The 21,643-nt window shown below is 56.3% G+C and carries 28 protein-coding genes; 19 read left to right on the forward strand and 9 right to left on the reverse strand.

Annotated features, from left to right (window positions below; all coding sequences use genetic code 11):
* Window positions 1–54: 54 nt before the first annotated feature.
* The 6 genes from RGV33_RS33945 to RGV33_RS33970 form a co-directional block, all read right to left on the reverse strand.
* The gene (locus tag RGV33_RS33945; RefSeq protein WP_083377979.1) at window positions 55–1,023 is read right to left on the reverse strand and encodes an AAA family ATPase; all 969 of its coding nucleotides are present in this window, start codon (window positions 1,021–1,023) and stop codon (window positions 55–57) included.
* A 93-nt stretch (window positions 1,024–1,116) separates the two neighbouring features.
* Window positions 1,117–1,476, reverse strand: coding sequence for a hypothetical protein (locus RGV33_RS33950; RefSeq protein ID WP_023049098.1), 360 nt, complete (start codon window positions 1,474–1,476; stop codon window positions 1,117–1,119).
* A 456-nt stretch (window positions 1,477–1,932) separates the two neighbouring features.
* Window positions 1,933–2,661, reverse strand: coding sequence for a phospholipase D family protein (locus tag RGV33_RS33955; RefSeq protein WP_028622352.1), 729 nt, complete (start codon window positions 2,659–2,661; stop codon window positions 1,933–1,935).
* A 66-nt stretch (window positions 2,662–2,727) separates the two neighbouring features.
* A complete protein-coding gene (locus tag RGV33_RS33960) occupies window positions 2,728–3,531 on the reverse strand; it encodes a hypothetical protein (RefSeq protein ID WP_028622353.1) in 804 nt (267 codons plus the stop codon).
* The gene (locus RGV33_RS33965) at window positions 3,528–4,994 is read right to left on the reverse strand and encodes a 3'-5' exonuclease (RefSeq protein WP_028622354.1); all 1,467 of its coding nucleotides are present in this window, start codon (window positions 4,992–4,994) and stop codon (window positions 3,528–3,530) included. Before RGV33_RS33965 ends, RGV33_RS33960 begins: the two co-directional genes overlap by 4 nt.
* Complete coding sequence (locus RGV33_RS33970) at window positions 4,991–5,446, reverse strand: hypothetical protein (RefSeq protein WP_028622355.1); 456 nt, start codon at window positions 5,444–5,446, stop codon at window positions 4,991–4,993. Before RGV33_RS33970 ends, RGV33_RS33965 begins: the two co-directional genes overlap by 4 nt.
* 166 nt (window positions 5,447–5,612) lie before the next feature.
* Between RGV33_RS33970 and RGV33_RS33975 the strand changes: the two genes are divergently transcribed.
* Entirely contained in the window at window positions 5,613–6,671 is a 1,059-nt protein-coding gene (locus RGV33_RS33975; RefSeq protein ID WP_028622356.1) for an RNA-guided endonuclease InsQ/TnpB family protein, read from the forward strand.
* Window positions 6,672–6,774: 103 nt separating this feature from the next.
* Here the strand turns inward: RGV33_RS33975 and RGV33_RS33980 are convergent, their stop codons facing one another.
* Window positions 6,775–8,265 (reverse strand): DEAD/DEAH box helicase, encoded by a 1,491-nt coding sequence (locus RGV33_RS33980; RefSeq protein ID WP_033045069.1) that lies wholly within the window; start codon window positions 8,263–8,265, stop codon window positions 6,775–6,777.
* A gap of 260 nt (window positions 8,266–8,525) precedes the next feature.
* On the opposite strand from RGV33_RS33980, the gene RGV33_RS33985 reads away from it, so the two are divergent.
* Window positions 8,526–9,071 (forward strand): hypothetical protein, encoded by a 546-nt coding sequence (locus tag RGV33_RS33985; RefSeq protein WP_060763793.1) that lies wholly within the window; start codon window positions 8,526–8,528, stop codon window positions 9,069–9,071.
* A gap of 24 nt (window positions 9,072–9,095) precedes the next feature.
* A complete protein-coding gene (yejK, locus tag RGV33_RS33990) occupies window positions 9,096–10,097 on the forward strand; it encodes a nucleoid-associated protein YejK (RefSeq protein ID WP_043859657.1) in 1,002 nt (333 codons plus the stop codon).
* Between the two features lie 66 nt (window positions 10,098–10,163).
* On the opposite strand, the gene sppA is transcribed toward yejK, so the two are convergent.
* Window positions 10,164–11,099 carry a signal peptide peptidase SppA gene (gene sppA / locus RGV33_RS33995; RefSeq protein ID WP_060763794.1) on the reverse strand — a complete coding sequence of 312 codons (936 nt, stop codon included), beginning with the start codon at window positions 11,097–11,099 and terminating at the stop codon, window positions 10,164–10,166.
* 133 nt (window positions 11,100–11,232) lie between these two features.
* Between sppA and RGV33_RS34000 the strand changes: the two genes are divergently transcribed.
* The 8 genes from RGV33_RS34000 to RGV33_RS34035 all read left to right on the forward strand — a co-directional run bounded on the left by RGV33_RS34000 (window position 11,233) and on the right by RGV33_RS34035 (window position 16,169).
* A complete protein-coding gene (locus tag RGV33_RS34000; RefSeq protein ID WP_060763795.1) occupies window positions 11,233–11,559 on the forward strand; it encodes a hypothetical protein in 327 nt (108 codons plus the stop codon).
* Between the two features lie 518 nt (window positions 11,560–12,077).
* The gene (locus tag RGV33_RS34005) at window positions 12,078–12,959 is read left to right on the forward strand and encodes a prohibitin family protein (protein ID WP_060763796.1); all 882 of its coding nucleotides are present in this window, start codon (window positions 12,078–12,080) and stop codon (window positions 12,957–12,959) included.
* Between the two features lie 73 nt (window positions 12,960–13,032).
* On the forward strand, window positions 13,033–13,713 hold the full coding sequence (locus RGV33_RS34010; protein WP_060763797.1) for a hypothetical protein: 681 nt from the start codon (window positions 13,033–13,035) through the stop codon (window positions 13,711–13,713).
* A 26-nt stretch (window positions 13,714–13,739) separates the two neighbouring features.
* Window positions 13,740–14,270, forward strand: coding sequence for a dual specificity protein phosphatase family protein (locus tag RGV33_RS34015; protein ID WP_099169974.1), 531 nt, complete (start codon window positions 13,740–13,742; stop codon window positions 14,268–14,270).
* Between the two features lie 269 nt (window positions 14,271–14,539).
* On the forward strand, window positions 14,540–14,932 hold the full coding sequence (locus tag RGV33_RS34020; RefSeq protein WP_169838424.1) for a hypothetical protein: 393 nt from the start codon (window positions 14,540–14,542) through the stop codon (window positions 14,930–14,932).
* A 66-nt stretch (window positions 14,933–14,998) separates the two neighbouring features.
* Window positions 14,999–15,352 (forward strand): hypothetical protein, encoded by a 354-nt coding sequence (locus RGV33_RS34025; RefSeq protein WP_172690149.1) that lies wholly within the window; start codon window positions 14,999–15,001, stop codon window positions 15,350–15,352.
* A gap of 116 nt (window positions 15,353–15,468) precedes the next feature.
* Window positions 15,469–15,726: a hypothetical protein gene (locus RGV33_RS34030; protein WP_047297019.1), complete on the forward strand. Its 258-nt coding sequence runs from the start codon at window positions 15,469–15,471 to the stop codon at window positions 15,724–15,726.
* Entirely contained in the window at window positions 15,723–16,169 is a 447-nt protein-coding gene (locus tag RGV33_RS34035) for a hypothetical protein (RefSeq protein ID WP_169838422.1), read from the forward strand. The genes RGV33_RS34030 and RGV33_RS34035 overlap by 4 nt, the downstream gene beginning before the upstream one ends.
* 15 nt (window positions 16,170–16,184) lie before the next feature.
* On the opposite strand, the gene RGV33_RS34040 is transcribed toward RGV33_RS34035, so the two are convergent.
* Window positions 16,185–16,904: a hypothetical protein gene (locus RGV33_RS34040; protein ID WP_169838421.1), complete on the reverse strand. Its 720-nt coding sequence runs from the start codon at window positions 16,902–16,904 to the stop codon at window positions 16,185–16,187.
* Window positions 16,905–17,025: 121 nt separating this feature from the next.
* Here RGV33_RS34040 and RGV33_RS34045 point away from each other — a divergent pair, with 121 nt between their 5' ends.
* The 8 genes from RGV33_RS34045 to RGV33_RS34080 form a co-directional block, all read left to right on the forward strand.
* On the forward strand, window positions 17,026–17,526 hold the full coding sequence (locus RGV33_RS34045) for a hypothetical protein (protein WP_169838420.1): 501 nt from the start codon (window positions 17,026–17,028) through the stop codon (window positions 17,524–17,526).
* Window positions 17,527–17,579: 53 nt separating this feature from the next.
* Window positions 17,580–17,819 (forward strand): hypothetical protein, encoded by a 240-nt coding sequence (locus tag RGV33_RS34050; RefSeq protein WP_033045051.1) that lies wholly within the window; start codon window positions 17,580–17,582, stop codon window positions 17,817–17,819.
* Between the two features lie 13 nt (window positions 17,820–17,832).
* Window positions 17,833–18,117, forward strand: coding sequence for a hypothetical protein (locus tag RGV33_RS34055; RefSeq protein WP_322148922.1), 285 nt, complete (start codon window positions 17,833–17,835; stop codon window positions 18,115–18,117).
* Between the two features lie 14 nt (window positions 18,118–18,131).
* Entirely contained in the window at window positions 18,132–18,407 is a 276-nt protein-coding gene (locus RGV33_RS34060; protein WP_033045049.1) for a hypothetical protein, read from the forward strand.
* 12 nt (window positions 18,408–18,419) lie between these two features.
* Window positions 18,420–18,770, forward strand: coding sequence for a hypothetical protein (locus tag RGV33_RS34065; protein WP_169838419.1), 351 nt, complete (start codon window positions 18,420–18,422; stop codon window positions 18,768–18,770).
* A gap of 58 nt (window positions 18,771–18,828) precedes the next feature.
* The gene (locus RGV33_RS34070; protein ID WP_169838418.1) at window positions 18,829–20,562 is read left to right on the forward strand and encodes a DUF4942 domain-containing protein; all 1,734 of its coding nucleotides are present in this window, start codon (window positions 18,829–18,831) and stop codon (window positions 20,560–20,562) included.
* A gap of 123 nt (window positions 20,563–20,685) precedes the next feature.
* The gene (locus RGV33_RS34075; RefSeq protein ID WP_169838417.1) at window positions 20,686–21,072 is read left to right on the forward strand and encodes a hypothetical protein; all 387 of its coding nucleotides are present in this window, start codon (window positions 20,686–20,688) and stop codon (window positions 21,070–21,072) included.
* A 302-nt stretch (window positions 21,073–21,374) separates the two neighbouring features.
* Window positions 21,375–21,643 (forward strand): hypothetical protein (locus RGV33_RS34080; RefSeq protein ID WP_322148924.1); only part of this gene is annotated, 269 nt, incomplete at its 3' end.

The raw sequence follows: 21,643 nt of genomic DNA on the forward strand, positions 1-21,643 counted from the left end.
ATGCATGAAAAAGGGGGAATCGCGCCCGGTGGGGGAGATTCCCCCTTAGGGTTTTTACACAGCAACTTTCCAATCGCCACCAAAGACACTCTGGGCGATCTTACGAATTGCTGTCTTCTGAACTAAATCGCAGCGATTGAGCAGCGATTCATCCAGCGAAAGTTGAAGCGGATTAGCCGCGGCCTGGTGAGTGTATCCACAAGAGATACGCCCCCAGCGAAGCAATGTCCGAGTGGACATCGTGACGCTTAGGTAATTACCACCTAACCCTTGATGTTGATTACGAATGGAGTTCGCAACCTTCACCATGTTTTTCGCCATCTCTTCCGGAAGCATTGGCAAAGCAGATATCAAAGTTGCTACTTCGTTATCAGCCTCAAGGTACGGAACCTCAAACACTCGGAAGCGATCCAGCGATGCCAGGTTCTGCTGCATGGTGCCAGCATGTACTCCCGATGCATCACCCTGTCCCGCCGTATTGCCGCAAGCGACAAACCGGAAGTTGGCATGAGGCTTCACAACCTCACCATTGTTTTCCGCAATCACCAAGGGTCTCCCCTCCATGACAGCGTGCAGACCTACAGTTACTGCCGGATCAAGCGTGTCGTACTCATCGAGCACGAACACAAACCCATTACGCATTGCTTGGGTCAGCGGCCCATCCACAAACTTCGTGTTCAGGTCGCCGCTCACCGGATCAGTGACAGGCAGGTTGTAACCAGTAAGCTCCGGCATTTCCATCCGACTATGTGCCGAAACGGTGATGCAGGGCCAATTAAGATGGGCAGTGACTTGCTCTACGAGCGAAGACTTACCCGATCCAGTTGGGCCGAGGAGCATGCAGCTATCCCCAAACGGAGCGTAGAGCCAACTCATGAACGGCTTGACCAGCATCTCGCGGAAAAAATACTTCTTCTTCGGCGCGACGTGATGCATCCACTGGTGTCCTTCTGCAAAACCTGGCGCTTGCGCGTTGGTATTGAAGCCGAACTCTTTCATCTCAACTTTTGCATTGAATTGCATTTTATATTCTCCGTTCTCGAAAGCAGTTGCCCAAGAAAAGGAGAATCCCCATAGGGGAAGACTCCCCCAGTGGGCGGTTTATTTTGTGCAGGTTTACGCAGCAACTACCAGATCAATCACAGACAGGCTGTCTTCACTGGTTTTTTTGGTGAAGCTTACGACTGGTGTGAGCCCGTGATAAACCAGCTCGGCACACAGCGAATGCATCATCCATGGCGGGCAACTGACCAGAACGGTAGTTGTGCCAGATTTTTTTGCTTCAGCAAGGGCAATTTCGGCAAGACGCTCAACGCGCTTTGCAACACTTTCCTTGGTCGGCAACACCGGGAAGAAAAGGAGATTACGAATCTCCTGAAATTCCTTCCAACTCGTAAGATTACGAACCCCGAAGGCTTCGAGTTCACGGGTAGTTTTAAACTTGGTCAGATTAACGACTTCGTTGGTATTGCTCATATTCTCAACTCCAGTTTTCAGAGCGGAGAAATCCCATACGGGTTTCCCCGCATGGGTAGGTTTTTAAGCTGATTAGAGTCGCAGCTAACGACCCGTGCCAGGCACGGACAAACATCTACGCTCATGCGTGGATGGTTGATTCTGGGGGGTAGCATAGGTCAGACGGACTTATGCTTACTTGAACAGCCCCGATCGGGACTGTGAGGGTTCTTGAGCTGCAATAGCGCGCAGCTTACGCACCTTTCGGTAGGGCCATGATGCCTATTTACAGGGATGCCTGCAACCCTCTGGGATCACGCAAATTTGCGGTCAAGCAGGCCCGGAGGAGAAAGAAAAGCCGCCCTTAGTCAGCCTTGGGCGGCTCGCTTATCGTGCTTCTGGGCCGGCTCACATCAGGTGAGGAATTCCATGGCATTCAGGCTTGCTTTCCGTGCCGGTCGGGCCTCGACACAAGCGTCAAAAATCAAAATCAAACGGCCATAAAAAGTAAAAACCGCCAGGCCCCTTCCGGAACTCGCCACCTGCGGATTTACCAAGGTCTGTCAGGTAATGCATGGTATCTCGAAGCTCGAGGTATCCCCCCGCAACAAGCCGATCCATCAGGTCTTTCGTCTTGATGCCCATTTTTGCAGCCAACTTTGCAGAGGTGAGCTTGGCCATAGCGCCTGAACCACCATCAGCCTCATCGGTCGATGCCGATGCTGCCTGAGCAGCAGCGCCACCGCCTTCGACCTTGACGACCATTTCCATTGCAATACGCACCTCATCGCTTACACGGACAATACGCTGAGCCTCGTCGTAGGCATCGCGGTAGCACTCCGAGTCAGCCTCCCGGGTCAGCAGGATGCCCATCTCGTTGTTATTGACCTGGCTGAACTCGTAGAGGTTGAGGCTCGTGATGATGGCCACTTCTTCGTTGAGGTAGCACTTGGCATGCAAATTCTTGCAGAAGCTCGTGCGAACGAAGGTCAGGGCCTTGAGCCAGTTAATTTCCTGAGGGTTGAGCTCGCTCTTGCCGTAGACGATCCGCACGTCAATCTTCATGCGGTTTTTGTCTTCCAGCAGCTCGCGGATGCGATCATTGATTTTGAGGAACGGGCTGATCAGGATCAGCCGCTCTTTGGCGTTCTTGATCAGCTCCTCCAGGTAGTAATTGGTAGCGCTGGTGTTAAGAAACTTGGGCATATAATTTCCTTGACTTCGTGAATTGCTCGGGCCTAATGCACCCGCGATTGCATGCACCATAAGTGCTCAAACATGGCCACGGGCTCCATCCCAGAAGGATTTTAGATGGAAGAAAAACGCTGGGAGCAGGATCAGCACTAAGCTCGCTACTACAGATAGGGTCACCACCGTCACCGCGCCGTTGAGTGCATGCCACATGCCGATCTCGAGATAGCGCGTCCCCAGATCCGCTGCCTTGATGATGAACGCCATTGCTACGCCTTCTCCTTGGAATGGGATCATCTGGAGCAAGAAAATTAATCCGCCGAAAGCGACCGCGATGATCGCGAATCCCTTGAGACCCAGGGCGGTATCGGCTGTGCTTGGGATGGCGTGCATCGAGATAACCAGGACGAGTAACGCCAGAGCAAACCCCTGCAATGAGCCAGTACCCAAGTCGACGATCGCGGTAACAGAACCGGTGGCCACAGCGCCGATCCAGACAACCAACGGCACCAATCCCTGGTCGGGAAGGCTCTGATCGTATGATGTGCCAAGGGAGATAACGGCGATTGCGCCCCCGGCCAACAAGGGCGCTATGCCCTGAACAAGGAGACCAATCGAGTTGCGCAGAGAAAACGGGCTGTAGGAAAACTCGACGTAGCCCAGCTGCCCAGTGATTGCATCCGGTGCGAATAGAGCAAGCTTCCTGATTCGCAGGCCGAAGAGCAGGCATGCAATCGCGTGCGCCATTTCATGTACAGGCCCGCCGATGATTCCAGTGTTCCGATAGACGATCCACGTCTTTACCGAAAACTGTGACACCAGCTTACCCCAGACAAAAATCGCGCCGGCCGGCACCAGTAAAAGCGCGAGATAGAGGTAGATCATGCGCGCTGCCCCGCTGCTGCTTCCATCTCCCGCTTGGCCTCAGCGTGACTTTTTTGGATCACGACCTGGGTGATGCTGTTGATCACCAACACCTTCTTTGCTCTTGTGGCTGCGACATAGAGCAAATTCAACTCATCAACCCGCTGATCAGGGGTGATCTTCTCTTCGTCGAAGATGTCTGGGAAATCTTCTTCCAAGACAACCACATCCCACTCCAGCCCCTTCGAGCGGTGGCAGGTGCTCACAATCACATCTGCATCAAGAGGATCATCCGTTGAGTTGCGGCGTAGCGCCGAGATCAACTTCGGAATGTCGTTGTGCTCCTTGAGTATCCTGAGCATCCGATTCATCTCGGCATCCTTCGACTCCTCTGCCGCTTCGGCAAACCCTCCAAAGTCGCTGAACTGCCCGAAAAGGCGCTTGTTGCGGATCTCATCCTTGCGGCCGACCTTCAGATGGTAAACATCCTCGAGGTCGGAGATTTGGTATGCCTCAATCCCCCCGTTCCAGTAGACAACTTGGCCGTCAGATACAGCATCAATGGCCGTCATGATCACGCCGATCACCGTGCGGTTGAGCACGGTGTAGTGGTTACATCCAGAGGGCAGCGATGTCGTCACTTTGTCGCGGGCACCAAACCCAACCAGGGGACGTGTTTCCCCTTGCTGTTTGAGGATCGCATTGGCTACGCCGGCAATCATCGGCCCGAACCGGAACGAGTTGGTCAAGAACATCGACGCCGCGCCCTGCACAATCTGCGTATCAAGTGCGTTCTCAGCCCCTCGCCAACGGTAGATTTGCTGCCATTTGTCGCCGACAAATATCTTCCTCGCCTTCTGACCAGCGACCAGGGAGGCAGTTACGGGGTTACTGTCCTGCGCCTCATCGAAAAGGATCACGTCATACGGCAGCTGGGGATTACTGAGCTGGAAGAGCTTCAGGTATGCGTCATGCTGGCAGGGGAATTTGCTCTCGGTATCGATCATCTCGTCCCAGAGTTTCTGGGCAGAATTTATCGTCCGGTCGAGGTGATCGGCTCCGTGCTCCGCTGCCTCTTCCTCGCTGAGCGCAGCAAAATAATGCGCCTCACTGATTTCTTCGTCAGCGCTCGAAAGGTAGGCATTGAGCACAGCGATAGCGTCTCGAACATCTCCCCAGTTCCGTGTTTTGAGGAGCCCGGCAGCATCCGTCAGACGGATGTTCCCGAGCTTGTGCTGATAGTGTCGGCCAAACTGCGGCCAGGCCAACTGGTGGGATGTCTTGCACACTACGTTTTTCGGAAACTTCTCCGCGCCTTCATCCCGGATAGCGCGGTTGTACGCCAGATAGAGCATGCGCAAGTGGCTGTGATGGTTGGCGTAGGCAACAAGCGTTGTCGTCTTGCCGCACCCGGCATAGGCCTTCACCACCAGATGGTCACCTTGGTATTCGATGATGGGGAGCTGTTCTGCGGTCGACTTCATTGAGGCGACTCCATTCTGTTTTTTGCACATTTGCCGCCGTAGACAGACAGCGCTGCTAAGCACCAGAACGAAAACACGGCATCAATCAGGTCGCCCATTGGGAGATGGCGAACAACCAGGGCTACCGGCTCTGTCACCACCAGGAACGTCGCATACCCTGCAACGGCATGCATTCCGAAGGTGCGTAAGGCTGCTGCTGCTATGAGGAGGGGAAATAGTGTGTAAAGCGCCAAGCTATGCGTGGAGCTGGAGCTCGGGGCGAGGTGGGTACAGGCGACGACCATGCCAACCGCTACTGCCATCAAGCCGGCAGCGTGACGACTGGACATCGAGCGCAGCTCTTCGCCGCTGTGCCTGAACGTCAGAATCATGACCGCGTGCGAGCCGATGCCTGCCAGGTAGTCAATGAGTGGTGATCGGCATATCGCCGGAAGATATTTTTCGCTGGGCATGTGAGTCTCCTTAGGTGAGGAGATCGTTTCATGCAGGTCGCGGGGAAAGGTCTGGTTTCGGGCGGTTTTTTGGTCTGAATTACGCAGACGCCGCCCTAGATCGGGGCGGCCGGAGAATAGCGATGGCTCACCTTGGGTTATTCCAGAGCTATGGCACGCTGCCGACATGAAGCACACCAAGACCCTCCAGGTTCGCGTTCGAGACAAACACACTCAGCTGCTGCGCCAGATGGCCCGGCAGGTGAATTTCGTCTGGAACTACCTGAACGAACTCAGCCATCGCTCGATCCGTGAGCGCGGGGTCTTTCTGTCGGCCTACGACTTAGATCGCTATACCCAGGGCGCAAGCAAGGAACTGGGCCTGCACTCGCAGACATTGCAGGAAGTGTCGCGGGAATACGCCACGCGCCGCCGGCAGTTCAAGAAGGCCCGGCTGAGCTGGCGTAAATCGATCGGTGTTCGCCGCTCGCTCGGCTGGATTCCGTTCAAATCCGGCGCAGCGAGCTGGAAGAACGGCCAGGTGTTCCACAATGGCAGATGCTTCAAGGTCTGGGACAGCTACGGGCTGGGCCAGTACCGCCTCCGCTCCGGCAGCTTCAGCGAAGACGCCCGAGGCCGCTGGTATTTCAATGTGGTCGTCGAGCTGGAGACCCAGCTATCGACGGGGCAAGGGGTAGTAGGCATCGACCTGGGCCTGAAGGACGTGGCCACCTGTAGCGACGGGCAGCGGCTGGAGAATGGCCGTTTCTACCGCGACCTGGAGCCCAAGCTGGCCAGCGCCCAGCGTGCTGGCAAGAAAGCTCGGGTGCGGGCAATCCACGCCAAGATAGCCAACCGGCGCAAGGATGCCTTACACAAATTCAGCCGCTCGCTGGTCGAGCGCTGCAACACGATCATCGTGGGCGATGTCAGCTCGCAGAAACTCGTCAAAACCAAGATGGCCAAGTCGGTGCTCGATGCCGGCTGGGGTCAACTGAAAACAATGCTGGCCTACAAATGCGCGCACGCAGGCATCGTCTTCAGGGTCGTGAACGAGGCGTACACCACCCAAACCTGTAGCTGTTGCGGTGCATTGCCCGCCAGCAGGCCGAGAGGTATCGCAGGGCTTGGAATAAGGGAATGGATCTGTGAGTGCGGTGTCACTCACGACCGCGACGTGAACGCGGCCAGGAACATTCTCGCGCTCGGGCATGAGCGTCCTGGAGAGGGAATCCCCGGCGTTTAAGCCGGGGGAGGATGTCAATCCTTGGTTGTTGAAAAATCGCATGGGTGTTAAGTCCCAGCTGAAAGCAGTGAAACATGGCTCTAGATAATCCCAAGCCACCGGCTCACCCGAATCGGCGTTTGCTTTTGGCGCGACGGACGTTATAGCCCTTCACCCAGCTTTTCATGTCTTCGCTCGGTGGTTTGGGTTGCACGGTACCGATCCATGCGCGATCTGGCAGCTCTTTCATGTATGCCTGGTATGCGTACTGAGCCCACCCGTCTTTCTTGCCGGTCTCACGGGCGTACCCAAGCAGCTCGCAGAAAGTGTGCTGTTTACTGGTCGGCCCGAGCACTTTGCGTCGATCGTCTAGCTTCACCAGTTTGCCGGTGGCCACCGCCACCCCATCCGGTATTACGATTTCGTTGCCACACTTCGGACAGAGCAATCCGCTGAAAACAAAGCTGCACTTCGGACATGGCTTGGTTTTTTTCTCCTGATCGCCTTTGTCCTGCGGGCGGCGGTCAAGACGCTCCCCTTCCCCATTGTCCATGGCGTCGGGCACCTCGTCCGTTGGCTTCCCGTTAAGCAAGAGGTTCCCGGAGTGGTCAATGATAATGCAGTCGATTTTTCCAGTTTCAGGCGAGAGTCGCAGCCCGCGGCCAATCATCTGGTAGTGAAGCATCAGGGACTTGGTAGGCCGCGCTATCACGAGGCAACTGGTCGAGGGGTCATCAAACCCCTTGATCAGCATAGCCACTGAGACCAAGACCCTTATCTTGCCCGCCTTGTACTGGCGCAAGATCTCCTCGGTCTCATGCGGCGGCATATAGCCATCGATATGAGCTGCGGCAACCCCAGCTTTTAAAAACTCAGCAGCGAGCTTCTTGGAATGCTGGACGTTGCAGGCGAAAACCATTGTTTTGCGGTTTTCACCCAGTTCTTTCCAGTGCGTTACCACGTCACCAAGCAGCTTGGCGTCACCCATGACCGTGGCAAGCTCGTCCTCGATCCAGTCACCATTCGGCTTCGTGCTCACCCCCTTCAGCGAAGGCACGGAGGGCGCGTAGCACTGTGTAGGGACAAGGAAACCTTGGTCTGTCAGCTCGGAAAGGGAGATGCAGTTGACCAGTCTGTCAAAGATGCGGCCCAGGCCTCGCCGCCATGGGGTAGCACTGAGCCCAATAACTGGCACCTTGTTCCGCCGGCACCACGTGATCAGCTCAATGTGGGCTTCGTGGATGACATGCGCCTCGTCAATGAGAACAAGGTGTGGTTTGTGGTGGTTGAGCATGTAATCCAGTCGCGGACGCAAGCTCTGGATCGTTGCGACCTGGATGGGCTTTCGGTAGTCAGTGCAGGGATGGTCTGACTGAATTGCACCGGCGACCAAACCATCTTTGTGGAACCGCTCAAGCGTCTGATCGAGCAGCTTCACGCTGTCGACGATGAACCAGGCCCTCCGGTTCTTCGCCTGCGCACCGGCAATGATGTGCTTGGCCACCTCTGTCTTACCGGAGCCCGTAGGACTCATCAGCATCTGAATGATCGCGCCAAGGCTTATGCCCTTGCGGAGTTCAAAATCCTGCTGTTGTTGGTAGGGTCGGAGCTGCATCGAGGTTTCCCGCTGTAAGAACTACAGGTAGGAAACCATCGCTTCGAAATAACCCAAGCCAGGTGCTCGATCCGTGGAATGGAGACGGCAACAGAGCGCAGCCTGATTGAGACGGATATTTTTTCCTGCCAATGCGCCGATACAGGCTCTTCCTGATGCTCGCATCTCGACTTGGGTTTTCCGGCCGGCGTGCGACTGTGTTCGACATTGCCTGAGCTTTCGCACAGGCGTCGACGCAGGCCAAGAGATAGGAGTCGTAGATGGATGACGTAGGAAAGGCGCGCGCTCGCAAGTTTGCTGAGTCGCTGCGGCATGCAAGCTGGGTTATCGATGATGAAGCAGCCGGCGCACGAAATGCCGTTGGATTCTGGCTGTACTCATACAACCTGGTTGCTGGCCCCCGACTCGTTGGCCAGCTGACGCTGGACGGCTATCGAGCAATGCAGAGCGGCGAGGATCTGAAGAATCTTGACGGACTTCAGCCCGCTGATGTTCTCGGCGCAACCCTCAGCGCCTATGACGCTCTGCCCGAGCGGAGCCGCAATGCAGGGGAGTCGCAAACCGTCATATCAGCACTGTCGCTATACGCCAGTTCAACTATGACCTGGCAGGCGCTGCCGCCTCTCAAAACTGGAGCGCACCAACACTTCATGGTGTTCGATTGGCTCACGGCTTCCGGCAAGAGGATTTTTCGCCCCGCCGCTGCAATCACCGGTTCCGTTCTTGCTCCTGAAATCCTGACCGACTTCAGTAAGCAAGTGCTCACCGCCCATTTGTCGAAACACCCCCACGAAACGCCTTACTAACCCCAAACTACAGGGACTTTGCTCATGCCAATCCGTCACATCATCGTTCATCAGATCGACAAAAAACCTGATGGTACTCCAGCCGTCCTGCACGCCCGCGACAGCGAGCTGGGTGTGTCGCCACCCATCGACAACATGCTCGCCGATCTAAACGAGAGCTACAACGCAAAGCAGGGCAAGGCCTGGGGGCTCTTCCATGCGGAGTCCGGCGCTTATCCCTTCAGCCGATGGCTGAAGGAGTACATCGAGGGCGGCCAGGACTTCACATCTTTCACTCACGCTGCCGTAGAGCACCTGCAAAAGCTGATGGAAGAATCGAACCTCTCCACCGGCGGCCACGTCCTGTTCGCCCACTATCAGCAAGGCATGACCGACTACATGGCCATCGCCCTGCTGCACCACAGCGACGGCGTGGCGGTGACCGACGCCCTGGACGTGACCCCAGCCAAGCACCTGGATCTCGGCCAACTGCACCTGGCAGCGCGCATCAACATCAGCGAGTGGCAGAACAACAAGCAGTCCAAACAGTACATTTCGTTCATCAAGGGCAAGAACGGTCGAAAGGTCTCCGACTACTTCCGTGATTTCATCGGTTGCCAGGAGGGTGTAGACGCCCCCGGTGAAACCCGCACCTTGCTCAAGGCATTCAGCGATTTCGTCGAGAGCGAGGATCTGCCCGAGGAGCAGGCGCGGGAGAAGACCAATACTCTGGTTGGCTACGCGACCAGCCAGGCGAAGTTGGGCGAGCCGATGACGCTGGAGGAGCTGTCCGGGCTGATCGATGAAGATCGACCAAAGGCGTTCTACGATCACATCCGCAACCGCGACTACGGACTGTCACCTGAGATCCCAGCGGATAAACGCACCCTGAACCAATTCCGCCGCTTCACCGGCCGCGCCGAAGGTCTGTCGATCAGCTTCGAGGCCCACCTGCTGGGCTCCAAGATCGACTACGACGAGAATGCCGGCACGCTGACTATTCGCAATCTACCCACTCAGTTGCGTGATCAACTCAAGCGCGGCTAAAAAAATGCCCCGTCCATCTCTGGACGGGGCAGATACTGCTTAGCCTGGCCGGGTTCCTGCTGGGCTTTAGCGCAAGCTCAGGCCGTCGAACCCAAGCCGCAATGAGAGGTGTTCGGCAACCGAAGCGCCGATCTTGCTGGCAAAGCGATCCAGGGGATTCTGTTTGCGGGTGAAGTCAACGATCTTGCTCACACCTACGACTTCACGAGCCACGTAGTCAGAATCACCCAGGCGATCAACCAGCCCCAGTCCTACCGCTTGCTCACCAGTCCATATCAGCCCCGAGTATAGGTCGGGATTCTCCTTCGCTTTCAAACGCTCTCCCCGCCCAGCCTCAACCGAGCGAATGAATTGGTTGTGGGTTGTTTTGAGCACCCCTTCCCAGAACTTCGTCTCCTCTTGATTTTGAGGCTGGAATTGATCGAGGAAGGCCTTGTGTTCGCCGGACGTATAGGAGCGGCGTTCGACCCCAAGCTTTTGCATGAGCTCGACGTAACCAAAGCTCGCCGCGGTTACACCGATCGATCCGACCAAACTGGCCTTGTCCGCAAATATCTCATCGGCTGCGCTGGCAATGTAATAGCCACCGGAGGCCCCCAGATCTGTGATGACGGCATAAACCTTCGTGTCTGGATGCAGTGCACGCAAGCGGCGAACTTCGTCGTAAACATGGCCTGCTTGGACGGGACTACCGCCTGGGCTGTTGATTTCCAAAATCACAGCTTTCGTATTCTCACTTTCAAAGGCCTTGCCGAGGCTACGCTTCAGGTTCTCAGCGCTCGCTTCCTCCCCATCCGCAATCACTCCCCTCACCTTGATTTTTGCTGTTACCGGCACATCGGCCCCAACGCCATCAAGGTCTGCCCTTCCGCCGACCACAAAGGCAGTCACGACGATCCCAAGAGTCGCGAGACGGAAAAAATTCTTCCAGCGACGTGCTGAGCGCTGCTCTTTGATGCTTGCTTGCAGCGTTCGCTCCAAGACTTCAAGGCTTTGATCCATGGGATTTCCGTCAGAAAATTTATACACGGCTATTAAACACTGAGGAGAAGCAATCCTGAACAGGCAACGGGAACTTGGGATTCTCGACGATCGTGAGAGAAGGAGGCAGATCAACCTATACGGAGAACCATTTATGCAGGTCGTCACGCCCCAAGCCCGGCATCAGGCTGGACTTAACCTCAGCCTGGCCATTGGAGTTACTGGCTCACCACAAGCACTTTCTCGACTGAAGGCCAAGCTCGAATTAGCTGTTGAGGATGCTTTGCAAGATCTCTCCCAACAGGCCAGCAATGAGCTTGGAATTGAGATCGGTCGCTGCAACATCGAAACGTCCATCTCCCAACCAGAGCGCGACGGTTCGGCGTCGAGCTTGCCCCCCAAGAGTGATTCGGCGGAGCAGCTGGGAGTCCCCTCGGGGTCTGCATCCTCAGCTCCCCTGAAAGCAGGATCGTGCCTGTGAGCGCCGCATCCGCCGTGACACATCACCTCGAGCACGAGCGCTTTGTAGTGCGGGATATCTCTGACCAGTATGAGGCTCCGACCTTTGACCTGATTTTCCGAGACCAGGAGCACGGAGTTGAGCGTTGCTCCGACAGCGTGTGGAGTTCGCACGAGCAAGCCTCGGTAGCAGCGGAGGCACTGGAAAAGGCGGATCGCCGTCCAGTTCACTGGGGTGTGTTGAAGAGCCTCTAAACGGAGGCCCATAGAACTCAGGCGACCATTTGTGTCGCCTTTTTTTTCGCGCTGTCAGCCCCTACGACTCAATCAGCCAGCTAGACGGCCGTATCGAGGTGACTTGGGTTTTTCAGGCATGCCTATAGCGTGGCCAATGCAACTCGACCGAAACCGAGGAGAAAAACACCGCACAACCGCAAACAGCATAGCCCGCTTTCAGGCGATAAAACCGCCTGAAATCGGGACATCCTTCAGCCATTACCTAACAAACTATCCGCTGACCAACCACCAAGGATCATCAGTATGCAATTCAACAATTTCTCATCCTCTTCCAGATCTCCCCTGGCTCTCGGCTCGATTGCCGTTGTGGCCGTTATTGGTGTGGGTTTGCTGCTGGGTTCGTTTTATACCGTCGACGAGAAAGAGCGCGCAGTAGTCCTGCGCAACGGTGCCTTTATGGAGGTGGCAGATCCTGGGCTGCATTGGAAAATCCCCTTCATCGACAGCGCCAAAGCGATCTCGATACAGAACAACGCCACCAAGTGGGACGGCTTGCAGGCGTACAGCCGTGACCAGCAGGCTGCAACGCTGTCGGTCTCGGTCAGCTGGCACGTGCCGGCAGGCGAGGTCGCGGATGTCTACAAGGGCTACGCCGATCTGGAAGGCCTGCTGACAAGGGCGATCAGCCGCCATGTCCCGACACAGGTAGAAAACGTCTTCGGTCAGTACACCGCCGTCAACGCGGTACAGCAACGCGGCAAGCTAGTTGCCGATATCGCCGCCGCAATCAAGGGCGCAATCAGTGGGCCGGTGGTGATCGACAGTGTGCAAGTCGAGAACATCGACTTCAGTGACGCTTACGAGAAGTCGATCGAAGAACGCATGCGCGCTGAGGTTGCCGTGAAGACTCGTGAGCAGCAACTGGCCACTGAGCAGATCCAGGCGCGGATTGTCGTCACCCAGGCCCAGGCTACCGCGGATTCGGCACTGGCCGCCGCACGTGCCGAAGCGGAAAGCATCCAGCTGCGCGGCGAAGCGGAAGCAAAAGCCATCGACGCCCGCGCCCGCGCCCTGGGCAGCAACCCCGGCCTGGTCGAGCTTACCAAAGCCGAGCGCTGGAACGGCGTGCTGCCTACCACGGTACTTCCAGGCGGAACCCTGCCGTTCATCGACGCCAAGAAGTAATCCTTCCTCCCACACAAGAAGCCCGCAAGCCCGACCAGCTCGCGGGCTTTGTCATTGAAAAAGGAATCTACCCATGTCCACAGAAATTCCCTCTTCCGATATGCCCAAGCAGGCCCTGCTAACTCAGGCTGAAAAGCTCATGAGCATTGTCATCGCGACGGCTGGCTTGCTGATCTTCGCGTGGCTGGCTATCTGCGTCCTCGCATCCGCCTGGTTGACCTTCCAGGTGCCAATCACCAACGAAGATATGCGGAACGCATCGTTCCTCAGCCCTCGAGTTGGTCTTTACTGGCATGGCTCCGTAATGGGGGGGCTACTTGCGCTGTATGGGCTAGGGCAACTGCTAAGCCTGCGCGTGGCCGGCTTCTTCCTGGTCGTGCTGGGCATGTCCTTCATCTTCGCAACGTCCGAGGTAAGTGCTCTGCGTCAAGGCATCTTGGACGGTGATATGAAAATCGGCTGTTTCAGCCACGAGTCACTGGAGTGTCGGAAAATGCTCAAGCTGCCAGAGGGCGACGGCCAGTCCATCTACCGCAATCCGAGCCAAAAGAGAGAGGGTGGTTACGCGCCATGGTATGAGCCGATTCGGGCACATTTGCATACCAAGGTTACGGCGTTGCTGCCAAACACCATTCCCGGTGTTGCTTTTCTTCAGAGCCCGGTCATTGCCGCGTTTCATGTCGGCAAACTACAGAGCCTAGTGGAAGCCCAGCGCATCGATGTATCGAAATTCAGGGCCTCGGTAACCCAGTAGACATGTCGGTAGCAACGGAGAGAAAAATGCACCAAACCATACCCAGCTGCACCTTCTTATCGCGCAGCGAGGCTGAAGCATACTCGCCAGGCCCTGACTGCCATCTGATATCGATATCTGATGGCCTTGAAGATCAGGCCTGCATCGACGAAGCACGCTGGAAGAGTGTGAGCTACCACCACTTCATTGATGCTGGCTTTGACGAAGAAGTCATTGAGATATACGGGCCAGATTTTGAGCGGAATTACGTCGATTACCTGCTCAGCAGCAAGGCTGATGTGCTGCGGGAGCGCATACGAGAAATTGCAGATCAGGGGGAATATATCGCTGTCAATTGCCACGCCGGCCGATCCCGCAGTGCAGCAGTTGCTTTGTATCTCAGCAAACATCATGGGTACCAACTGCATAAGCCGACCCCAGACGCAAACCAGTGTGTCTACCGGATGTTGGCCAAGGATGTTCACCTGATGGCGGCCTACCGTGCGGCAAGCACTCCAGCGGAACCAGAAGCGCCAAAGCGAAGCCTTCTCTCGGCAATCAAATCGCTGTTCTCCTGAGAGAGCAGAAGACCGCAGCGAGTCATGGTAAATTAGGCCCTGGGCAGCTTCATGGTAGAAGCTACGCTCCCAAGACACTCCTCCCCTCACCTGTCTCGTCTGTGGTGTCGCTGAAGCTGCCCATTTTATTTCCGAAGCCCGCCAGGCTTGCCCTAGGCGGGCTTTTCTTTGAGCAGCGCACTGTCGCTCAACCAGCAATTGGGTTTCCCTCTAGCCACCGTACTCTGGCCATCTTCGCGAACGATCAACATTCCTCAAGGCAAAGGACTATGACTGACCGCCCGATCACCGCCGCAGTCCTGGATAGGCTCTTAGAATCCTTGGATAGCGCACCTGTCGAGTGCGATGGGATGTGCAGGCTGGTTGCTACCCGGTTGGCTCAGGCAGGAATTCCCTACCAAGGCATGCTTGGCCAACTGCTCGTTGCTGGCCGGGCCGTTTCTCCCCACTACTGGATCGAGGTTGGGATTTACCGGGTCGACTACCGCGCCCGGATGTGGCTCGGCACCGATCCTGAAATTCCCCACGGCGTTTTTCCTCTGGATGGGAGGCCTTCAGCCCAATACACCGGCATCAGGGTGCAAATTGATCCCCTGCCCCCTTCTGTCTACGAAATCCTGATCATGCCGCCGCTTGGGGTCGGCCCTCCCGTAGCTCGTTGAGTCTGGTTGGGATTCCCAGCTCATGCCGTAGCCTGATGGCATCTCCTGGATAACTCGGATCGCCATATGTCTTACACCACCGCCACCATCACCGAACTGTTTGGTCTACGCGACAAGGTAGGCCTTACAACCGCTTCGGGCTTCAAAGCTCGTGTGCGCTTTGTTCAGCTGGCCTACCGCCACAATCTCGTGCATGAGATCACCAGCTACCAGTTGTGGGATCGTGGGTTTGAAGGGCTGGGCGAGCGTACTTTTGATATCTGCTTCGAGATGGGAGACAGTCCCGAAGTTATCGCAGAGCTGATCCGTGACGCGCGCACCAACGGCTATGCCGGAAACATAGAGATGGAGGTAGGAAATCCCGACTGCTTCGCCCGTTGGTGCGGCTACGCAGACCGCCAGCAAGAGCTTGCATTTTGAGGACTAGCACCTAGAGCAATCTCAGCCCGGTTCGCCGGGCTTTTTGTTGGCTTGGGATATTCCGGAATGGAAATAGCCTGAAGGCATCTCCCCCTCTGACAACAAGGAGTTGCCTCATGCAGTCCCCTTCATTCAAGTCGAGCTATTTGCCGGAATACCTTGCATGGCTCATGTTCCTAGCCGGGGTGGCCAATGCCACGCTGATCTGGTCTGGGGTGTTCGCAGCCGCGCCTCAGGCCTTCCTGCTGCTTTTTGGCGGGCTTTTCGGCACCGCTGGCATCGCACTCCTCGGCTTACTCATGTTGGCCACCTGGTGCGCCCTGGGGTTACTGCTGGCCGCTCTTACCCGCCGGGCGCTGGAGTGTCGGTCATGAGATTCAAGAAGTACCTGCTTCGTCAGGAAAAACGCACTGTCACAGAGCGAATGAAGAAGGCCTTTGAGCGCAAACAGGCGCGGGAGGCTGAATCACTGCCACTTTTCGGCGATCAGATTCGCGAGATCCAGCACAGCTGGGAAGAAGAAAAGCGCCTGCGTGCCCTTTACGAGGGCAAGGTCACCGACCGTATGCGTCAGAACCATGCCGCCGTGTGGCGTAAAGCACGAGCTGCGTATTTTGCCTTGAATGCAGAGACCCGAGCCAAATGCCGTGCAGCCTGGAACGCCTGGGTAGGCCCGAGCGACCCGCTGTACCTGATCTATGTCGTCAACCAGTTCAACGGCATACGTGCCGCCAGAGACGCCAGGATGGCCGAAGACCGGCAGGCCTTGAACAGCCGAATCATGGCACGCCTTCAGGCTCAGCCTGAATTGCTGTGAGAAGGTTTGCTGTGGCTACCTGCCGGCCGGCTTCTTCTTGACCGGCAATCTCTCTACGTTGGCCGAGAGCTCAATCGCTATTTGACGATGGACAAACTCTAGGAATTCCTTCGCCGTCCGGTGTTTTGGCTTCCAGCTTTCACACAAGCTAAGTGCGGCCGCAATGTCCGCCTTTGGACTCCCACTCTGCCGATAGTCGAGGGTTTCAGATAATCCGCGCACGATGTCTGTATGAGCGTAATCGACGTAGCCACCCAGTGCCTTTTCCTTGAGCGCTCGCTGAAGTCGCTCCTGATACTGACTTGTCATGGTTGGGACATCATAGAAATCCAGGATGAATTTCTCGTGGTGAAGCGCCATCGCCAGCGTTGTAATCCGTATTGCGTCCTCCGCCGTTGCCTGTGGCCTCGGGAATGCAGCTCTAACCTCGGCGTCAATCAGGGCCTTGCGAGCCTTAATCCGGGCCTCCCTCTGCTTCTCCTCCCGGCGTTTGATCTCTTTGGCGTGCTCAACTCGAATATTGAGCGAGCGGACGATCTCTCCGGCCTTTCGGATCGCGTCAGCCTCTTCCGGCTCGAGGAGTTTATGCAGTGGGCCTCCCAACAATTTCTCAAGCTGGGTCGCCGTGCCAGAAAGCGCCGTTTGTTGGGCTTTCAGGCTAGCGGCGTTGTAATACTCCAGAACGGCCAGGACATCCTCCGCGCTGATTCTCCAGTGAATTTTATCTTTTCCCATTTTCACTCTTCGCTTGTCCGGGCAGCCAGTGCGTTCAATCCTGCTTCAGGCCAGGTGCTTGGGTTGTGCCTGGCAAGTGGGATAATCCATACATCTTAGTAGCTCTCCAACAGGAAAACCTATGCGCAGCGGGCTAGATTCGGCTGAGGATGACTTCAAAAAATGGCTCAGCCCTTCCGTGGTGGTTGACTCCTCGGGTTCTCCTTTGCTGCTGGAACATCGAACCAATGAGGAGTTCGACACCCTTGATCCGTGCAAAACGGTCGACGGTGGGCTTCATTTTGGTACCTCAGCACAGGCCTCTATGCGTGCAGGCAAGGGTTCCCGTGTCATCCGAGCCTATCTGAAGGCGAAGAATATTCGCCGAAGCAAAGATCGCGGCGGTAACTGGAAATCCATTATCGCGAGCGCCAAACGTGCGGGGATGGATGCAATCGTCTATCTCAATCGCTACGAAGGGCTCACCACTGAGGTGATTGAGCGGCTAAGCGCTAGTGGCGACCTCAGTCGGCTCGACGACATGACAGATGCGCAGTTTAGAAAGGTAGTGCCCGAGGCTCGGGACAGTTACATCGTGTTCAGTCAGGATCAGCTTTGGATTGAACGCGAACGCTCTGAATAGACACCCCAAACCCAACCGATAGCGACACCCAACCACAGAAGGAGAATGACCAAATGGCCGATCAACTGGATTACCTCGACGCATTGGCGCTGCGCGTGGCCAAGGGCGACCTTGACTGTGTTGGTGCCCTGAGTCGTGGCGAATACCTCTATGTCGCACTGGCCGCGAACAGCGCCGAGCTGCTGAACCAGAGCAATGACACTATCGCCGAAGCACTGGCCCGCCTGGGGCCTGAATGGACTGCGGCGCTGATCGAGCGCTGGCAGTACAAAGGCAATCCAGCCCGCTACTGAGGGAACTCGCCCCATGCGTGCCGACCTGCTAGACCGCTACATTGCCCGCCTGTGCGCTGAGTCGGCGGGCCTCGATTCGCTGCATATTGACGTGCCCTATATGGCCAGCCGCAAGCGCTACGAAGCCGGCAGGCCCTGGCCCAACCCGCTCGGCCTGGTCTACCGCGCGCAGCGTATCGCCCGCCTGGGTTATGCCGACGCCGCGCACGGCCGCCCGGTGCGGAAGCTGCGCGACAGCGCTGCGCCGGTTACTAACGTGACCTACCCAGCGCCTGACCCCGTGACCGTAACGAACTGAAAGGAACCCGCTCCATGCGAACCCTGACGCTGCCACTCAAAGGCGAGTATTTCGACGCGATCAAGGCTGGCGTCAAGCCGGAAGAATTTCGGGCTGCCACACCCTATTGGCGTCGGCGTTTGGAGGGGCAGAGCTTCGACCAGATAGAGCTGACACGTGGCTATCCGAAGCGCGGAGATGACGCACGAAGACTTGTGTTGCCCTGGAAGGGCTATCGCTTGACGACGATCGTTCATCCGCACTTTGGGGCAGATCCAGTCGAGGTTTTCGCCATTGATGTTTCGCGCTAAGGAAACGGTTCAGTGAATCCGATCAAGCAGCACTACCGACTGAAAAAACCATGTGCGAATTGCCCGTTCCTGAAGGAGGGAGCCATTCCGCTAAGCCGCGGGCGCTTGGAGGGGATTATTTCTACCCTGATCGAGGATGATCACTCGACTTTCCAGTGTCACAAGACCGTGCATTCAAAACGGGGTGGCAACTGGGACGATGAGGGGAACTATGAACCCTCGGGGCACGAGTCGATGTGCGCAGGCGCTGCGGCATACCTCATGAAGAAAGGCAGGCCGACCGTGGGTATGAGATTTGCCTTTGCCACTGGAGATGCTGCCCCCAGCGACTGGGATTCAGCGAGAGAAGTCGTGATCGACTGACAGCTTGGGATTCTTCGGGACAATGAGAAGTTGGTGGAAACCAAGGAGGTTTTCACTTATGCAGCTTTTCGAGAACGACCGTCATTCCAGTGCAGTCATTCATGGCGATGTCATCGACCAATTTTTTGCCCCCGTTCAGTTTGACGCGCTGACGTTGCTAGCCGGCGATTACGAGCGCGAGAAAGCCCGTGTCATTGAGGTACATGGGATCATCACCCAGGAAAAGGTTTCTGGTGTGCTGGGTTATTTCTTCGATGGTAATGGCAATGACCAGTACGGTCGTAGCGCAAGCATTCGCCATACCAGCGCCTTCGGCGAAATATTCCAGCTTGAGGGCGCGCTGAACGAGTTGACCGCAGCCTATTGGCAGCGTGCGCTCAATCAAACCGACCTTATGGAGCACATGCCGCAGGCCCGCCGTAGCCAATGGCACAAAACCCTGAACGCCTGGCGCGACCACAAATACAAACGTGGCGAGAACCCTGAGCTGGATATGCCAGAGTTCAATCTCGACAACCTGCGTGCAACGATTCAAAGCCTCCTCTCCCGCCGTGTTGAATTCTTGGCCGAGCGTGTTGATGGCATCTTCCGAGCCCTGTCGCGCACCCATGTGACCAATCAGCCAGAAGGCTTTTACAAGCGCGCAATCATGAGCCACGTCTATAACGACTGGGGATCGACCGATCATGACCGTGAGGGCTATATCCACGATCTACGCATGGTGGTAGCCAAGTTCATGGGCCGCGATGATCCGTGCCGTGCTTCTACCACTCGCATCCTGCACCTGGCACGGGCAAGCCGGGGCGAGTGGGTAGAGATAGATGGCGGCAGCGTTCGCGTTAGGGCATACAAGGTGGGTACCGCTCACCTCGAAGTCCATCCGGACATGGCATACAGGCTCAATAGCGTGTTGGCGTTCCTGCACCCGATGGCCATCCCGGAGAGCTTCCGCAAGCGCCCAGCAAAGCCGAAGGCATCTGGCTTCAACAGCAAGACGCTTTACGAGCGCCCCCTATCGAACGCAGTGACATCGCTGCTCAGCAGCGCTGAGACATACTACTACCTGGAGAAGACGACCAACTTCCGCCGCGAATACGACCGTATTAACGTACCCAATACGCTGTGTATCTCCGTGCGAGAGCGTGCGGACAGCAAACACCTGCTCGATGAGGTGGGCAGCGTCATGGCGGCTCTGGGCGGGGTTCTGACCACCTGCCCCAAGCATGGCCGCCTAACCTACTGGCAGTTCGACTATGACCCGCGTGACGCTGTTGCAGAGGTTGCTGCACGTGGCAGCATTCCCGACCAGAAGAGCTATCAGTTCTACCCGACCCCTCCGAATCTCGCACAGCGCCTAGTGGACTGGCTGGATATCAGCCTGCTCGACACTGTATGCGAACCTCAGGCTGGCCAGGGCGGCATTGCTGATCTGCTGCCCAAGGATCGCACCCGTTGCGTCGAGGTCAGTCCGCTGCATTGCCAAATACTGAGAGAGAAAGGACACAACGTCATCGAGGGGGATTTCCTCGCCTGGAAACCTGGTACCTCCTTCAGCGTGATCGCCATGAATCCGCCATACAGCGAAGGCCGCTGGCAGGAACACCTCCGTCACGCCGGCACACTTATTGAAACCGGCGGACGACTTGGGGCAGTGCTGCCGACAAGCGCCCGGAGGCTCGCTGCCGATCTGCTACCGGGCTTCAAGCTCGAATTCTCCGAGGCGATTGATAACGCATTCGACGGTACATCTATCAGCGTTCTGCTGCTCAAGGCCACTAGAAAGCCCCTGTAATCACCACACCCGCTTTACCCAGACGGGCGACGGCTATAGCGCGGTGCAGTAAATGCACCTACTTGAGTTGGCATTTTCTCCCGCGCTGGCATGCTTATGCGACAAATCACTGGAGCTTCATCTATGCGCAAATTGTTCATCTACGCCCTTGTTGGCCTCTCGCTGGGAGGCTGCGATTCGTCGCGAGAATCGGAGGCCGCAGCCGGTACTGGTGCTGTCGAGCACGAGCGCACCCTGCGCTACAGCAAAGCAGATGACGGATCGACGGTGATTCAAGCTATTCGCATCACGAACGGTCAGCGAGCGATCGACACGGCAGCAGGGAAGGACGCGGTGCAAAGCAGGGGGGGATTCATGAATCAGATCGCCTTCAAGGACTGTGGCCGGGTGAACTTTGCCAGCACAGGGCCTGGCGTGGGTGTTGTTCAAGGCATCCATACAGGGCATGGGATGACTGCTAGATGTAAAATTCGCAACTGGGATGGCCAGTGGCATATTTTGCGAATCTAATTCGAGGGGGGCACATGGCCGGTTACATGAATGCGGAACTAGAGGCGATCCGCCTGAACCTAATCTGTACACACTGTCAGGTGAGCTTTCAGGGAACGGATTCACAAGCTCGAAAAGTCAAATATGAAAAGGCTAAGGTCTACTGCTCAAGTATATGTAGAAGTACTGCTACATCTATACGGTTAACCAAGCCACAACTGACTCAAGGCCCATGTAAGACGTGCGGGAAGGCGTTTTCCTCAAAACGCCCAAAGACTTACTGCTCCATTAAATGCTACACATCTTCGAAGCAATTTAAAGATATGCAGGCTGAAAATTTAGCTGGGATTCGTGAGCGACCAACAGTTCGTAGCCATTCAAAATCATCATCAGGTAGACCACCTATTCCCAAAGAAACTATTCATTGTCGCGAATGCAACAAAGAGACTCCGAAAACCTCGAAAACTAGGGCGTACTGCTCACAGGTTTGCTATCGCGCCTACATGGCGAAACGTTTCGATCGCCATATCGCTAATCCACAAGAAATTTCACTTATCCAGGGCTACGATGAATTCCTAGATCAGGATGAACT

Source organism: Pseudomonas sp. Bout1, from assembly GCF_034314165.1.
Classification (GTDB): domain Bacteria; phylum Pseudomonadota; class Gammaproteobacteria; order Pseudomonadales; family Pseudomonadaceae; genus Aquipseudomonas.

What these genes read in the sequence shown, in the direction of transcription:
- RGV33_RS33945 (WP_083377979.1), bottom strand. Translation starts at nt 1,023, where the DNA reads ATGCAATTCAATGCAAAAGTTGAGATGAAAGAGTTCGGCTTCAATACC.
- RGV33_RS33950 (WP_023049098.1), bottom strand. Translation starts at nt 1,476, where the DNA reads ATGAGCAATACCAACGAAGTCGTTAATCTGACCAAGTTTAAAACTACC.
- RGV33_RS33955 (WP_028622352.1), bottom strand. Translation starts at nt 2,661, where the DNA reads ATGCCCAAGTTTCTTAACACCAGCGCTACCAATTACTACCTGGAGGAG.
- RGV33_RS33960 (WP_028622353.1), bottom strand. Translation starts at nt 3,531, where the DNA reads ATGATCTACCTCTATCTCGCGCTTTTACTGGTGCCGGCCGGCGCGATT.
- RGV33_RS33965 (WP_028622354.1), bottom strand. Translation starts at nt 4,994, where the DNA reads ATGAAGTCGACCGCAGAACAGCTCCCCATCATCGAATACCAAGGTGAC.
- RGV33_RS33970 (WP_028622355.1), bottom strand. Translation starts at nt 5,446, where the DNA reads ATGCCCAGCGAAAAATATCTTCCGGCGATATGCCGATCACCACTCATT.
- RGV33_RS33975 (WP_028622356.1), top strand. Translation starts at nt 5,613, where the DNA reads ATGAAGCACACCAAGACCCTCCAGGTTCGCGTTCGAGACAAACACACT.
- RGV33_RS33980 (WP_033045069.1), bottom strand. Translation starts at nt 8,265, where the DNA reads ATGCAGCTCCGACCCTACCAACAACAGCAGGATTTTGAACTCCGCAAG.
- RGV33_RS33985 (WP_060763793.1), top strand. Translation starts at nt 8,526, where the DNA reads ATGGATGACGTAGGAAAGGCGCGCGCTCGCAAGTTTGCTGAGTCGCTG.
- yejK (WP_043859657.1), top strand. Translation starts at nt 9,096, where the DNA reads ATGCCAATCCGTCACATCATCGTTCATCAGATCGACAAAAAACCTGAT.
- sppA (WP_060763794.1), bottom strand. Translation starts at nt 11,099, where the DNA reads ATGGATCAAAGCCTTGAAGTCTTGGAGCGAACGCTGCAAGCAAGCATC.
- RGV33_RS34000 (WP_060763795.1), top strand. Translation starts at nt 11,233, where the DNA reads ATGCAGGTCGTCACGCCCCAAGCCCGGCATCAGGCTGGACTTAACCTC.
- RGV33_RS34005 (WP_060763796.1), top strand. Translation starts at nt 12,078, where the DNA reads ATGCAATTCAACAATTTCTCATCCTCTTCCAGATCTCCCCTGGCTCTC.
- RGV33_RS34010 (WP_060763797.1), top strand. Translation starts at nt 13,033, where the DNA reads ATGTCCACAGAAATTCCCTCTTCCGATATGCCCAAGCAGGCCCTGCTA.
- RGV33_RS34015 (WP_099169974.1), top strand. Translation starts at nt 13,740, where the DNA reads ATGCACCAAACCATACCCAGCTGCACCTTCTTATCGCGCAGCGAGGCT.
- RGV33_RS34020 (WP_169838424.1), top strand. Translation starts at nt 14,540, where the DNA reads ATGACTGACCGCCCGATCACCGCCGCAGTCCTGGATAGGCTCTTAGAA.
- RGV33_RS34025 (WP_172690149.1), top strand. Translation starts at nt 14,999, where the DNA reads ATGTCTTACACCACCGCCACCATCACCGAACTGTTTGGTCTACGCGAC.
- RGV33_RS34030 (WP_047297019.1), top strand. Translation starts at nt 15,469, where the DNA reads ATGCAGTCCCCTTCATTCAAGTCGAGCTATTTGCCGGAATACCTTGCA.
- RGV33_RS34035 (WP_169838422.1), top strand. Translation starts at nt 15,723, where the DNA reads ATGAGATTCAAGAAGTACCTGCTTCGTCAGGAAAAACGCACTGTCACA.
- RGV33_RS34040 (WP_169838421.1), bottom strand. Translation starts at nt 16,904, where the DNA reads ATGGGAAAAGATAAAATTCACTGGAGAATCAGCGCGGAGGATGTCCTG.
- RGV33_RS34045 (WP_169838420.1), top strand. Translation starts at nt 17,026, where the DNA reads ATGCGCAGCGGGCTAGATTCGGCTGAGGATGACTTCAAAAAATGGCTC.
- RGV33_RS34050 (WP_033045051.1), top strand. Translation starts at nt 17,580, where the DNA reads ATGGCCGATCAACTGGATTACCTCGACGCATTGGCGCTGCGCGTGGCC.
- RGV33_RS34055 (WP_322148922.1), top strand. Translation starts at nt 17,833, where the DNA reads ATGCGTGCCGACCTGCTAGACCGCTACATTGCCCGCCTGTGCGCTGAG.
- RGV33_RS34060 (WP_033045049.1), top strand. Translation starts at nt 18,132, where the DNA reads ATGCGAACCCTGACGCTGCCACTCAAAGGCGAGTATTTCGACGCGATC.
- RGV33_RS34070 (WP_169838418.1), top strand. Translation starts at nt 18,829, where the DNA reads ATGCAGCTTTTCGAGAACGACCGTCATTCCAGTGCAGTCATTCATGGC.
- RGV33_RS34075 (WP_169838417.1), top strand. Translation starts at nt 20,686, where the DNA reads ATGCGCAAATTGTTCATCTACGCCCTTGTTGGCCTCTCGCTGGGAGGC.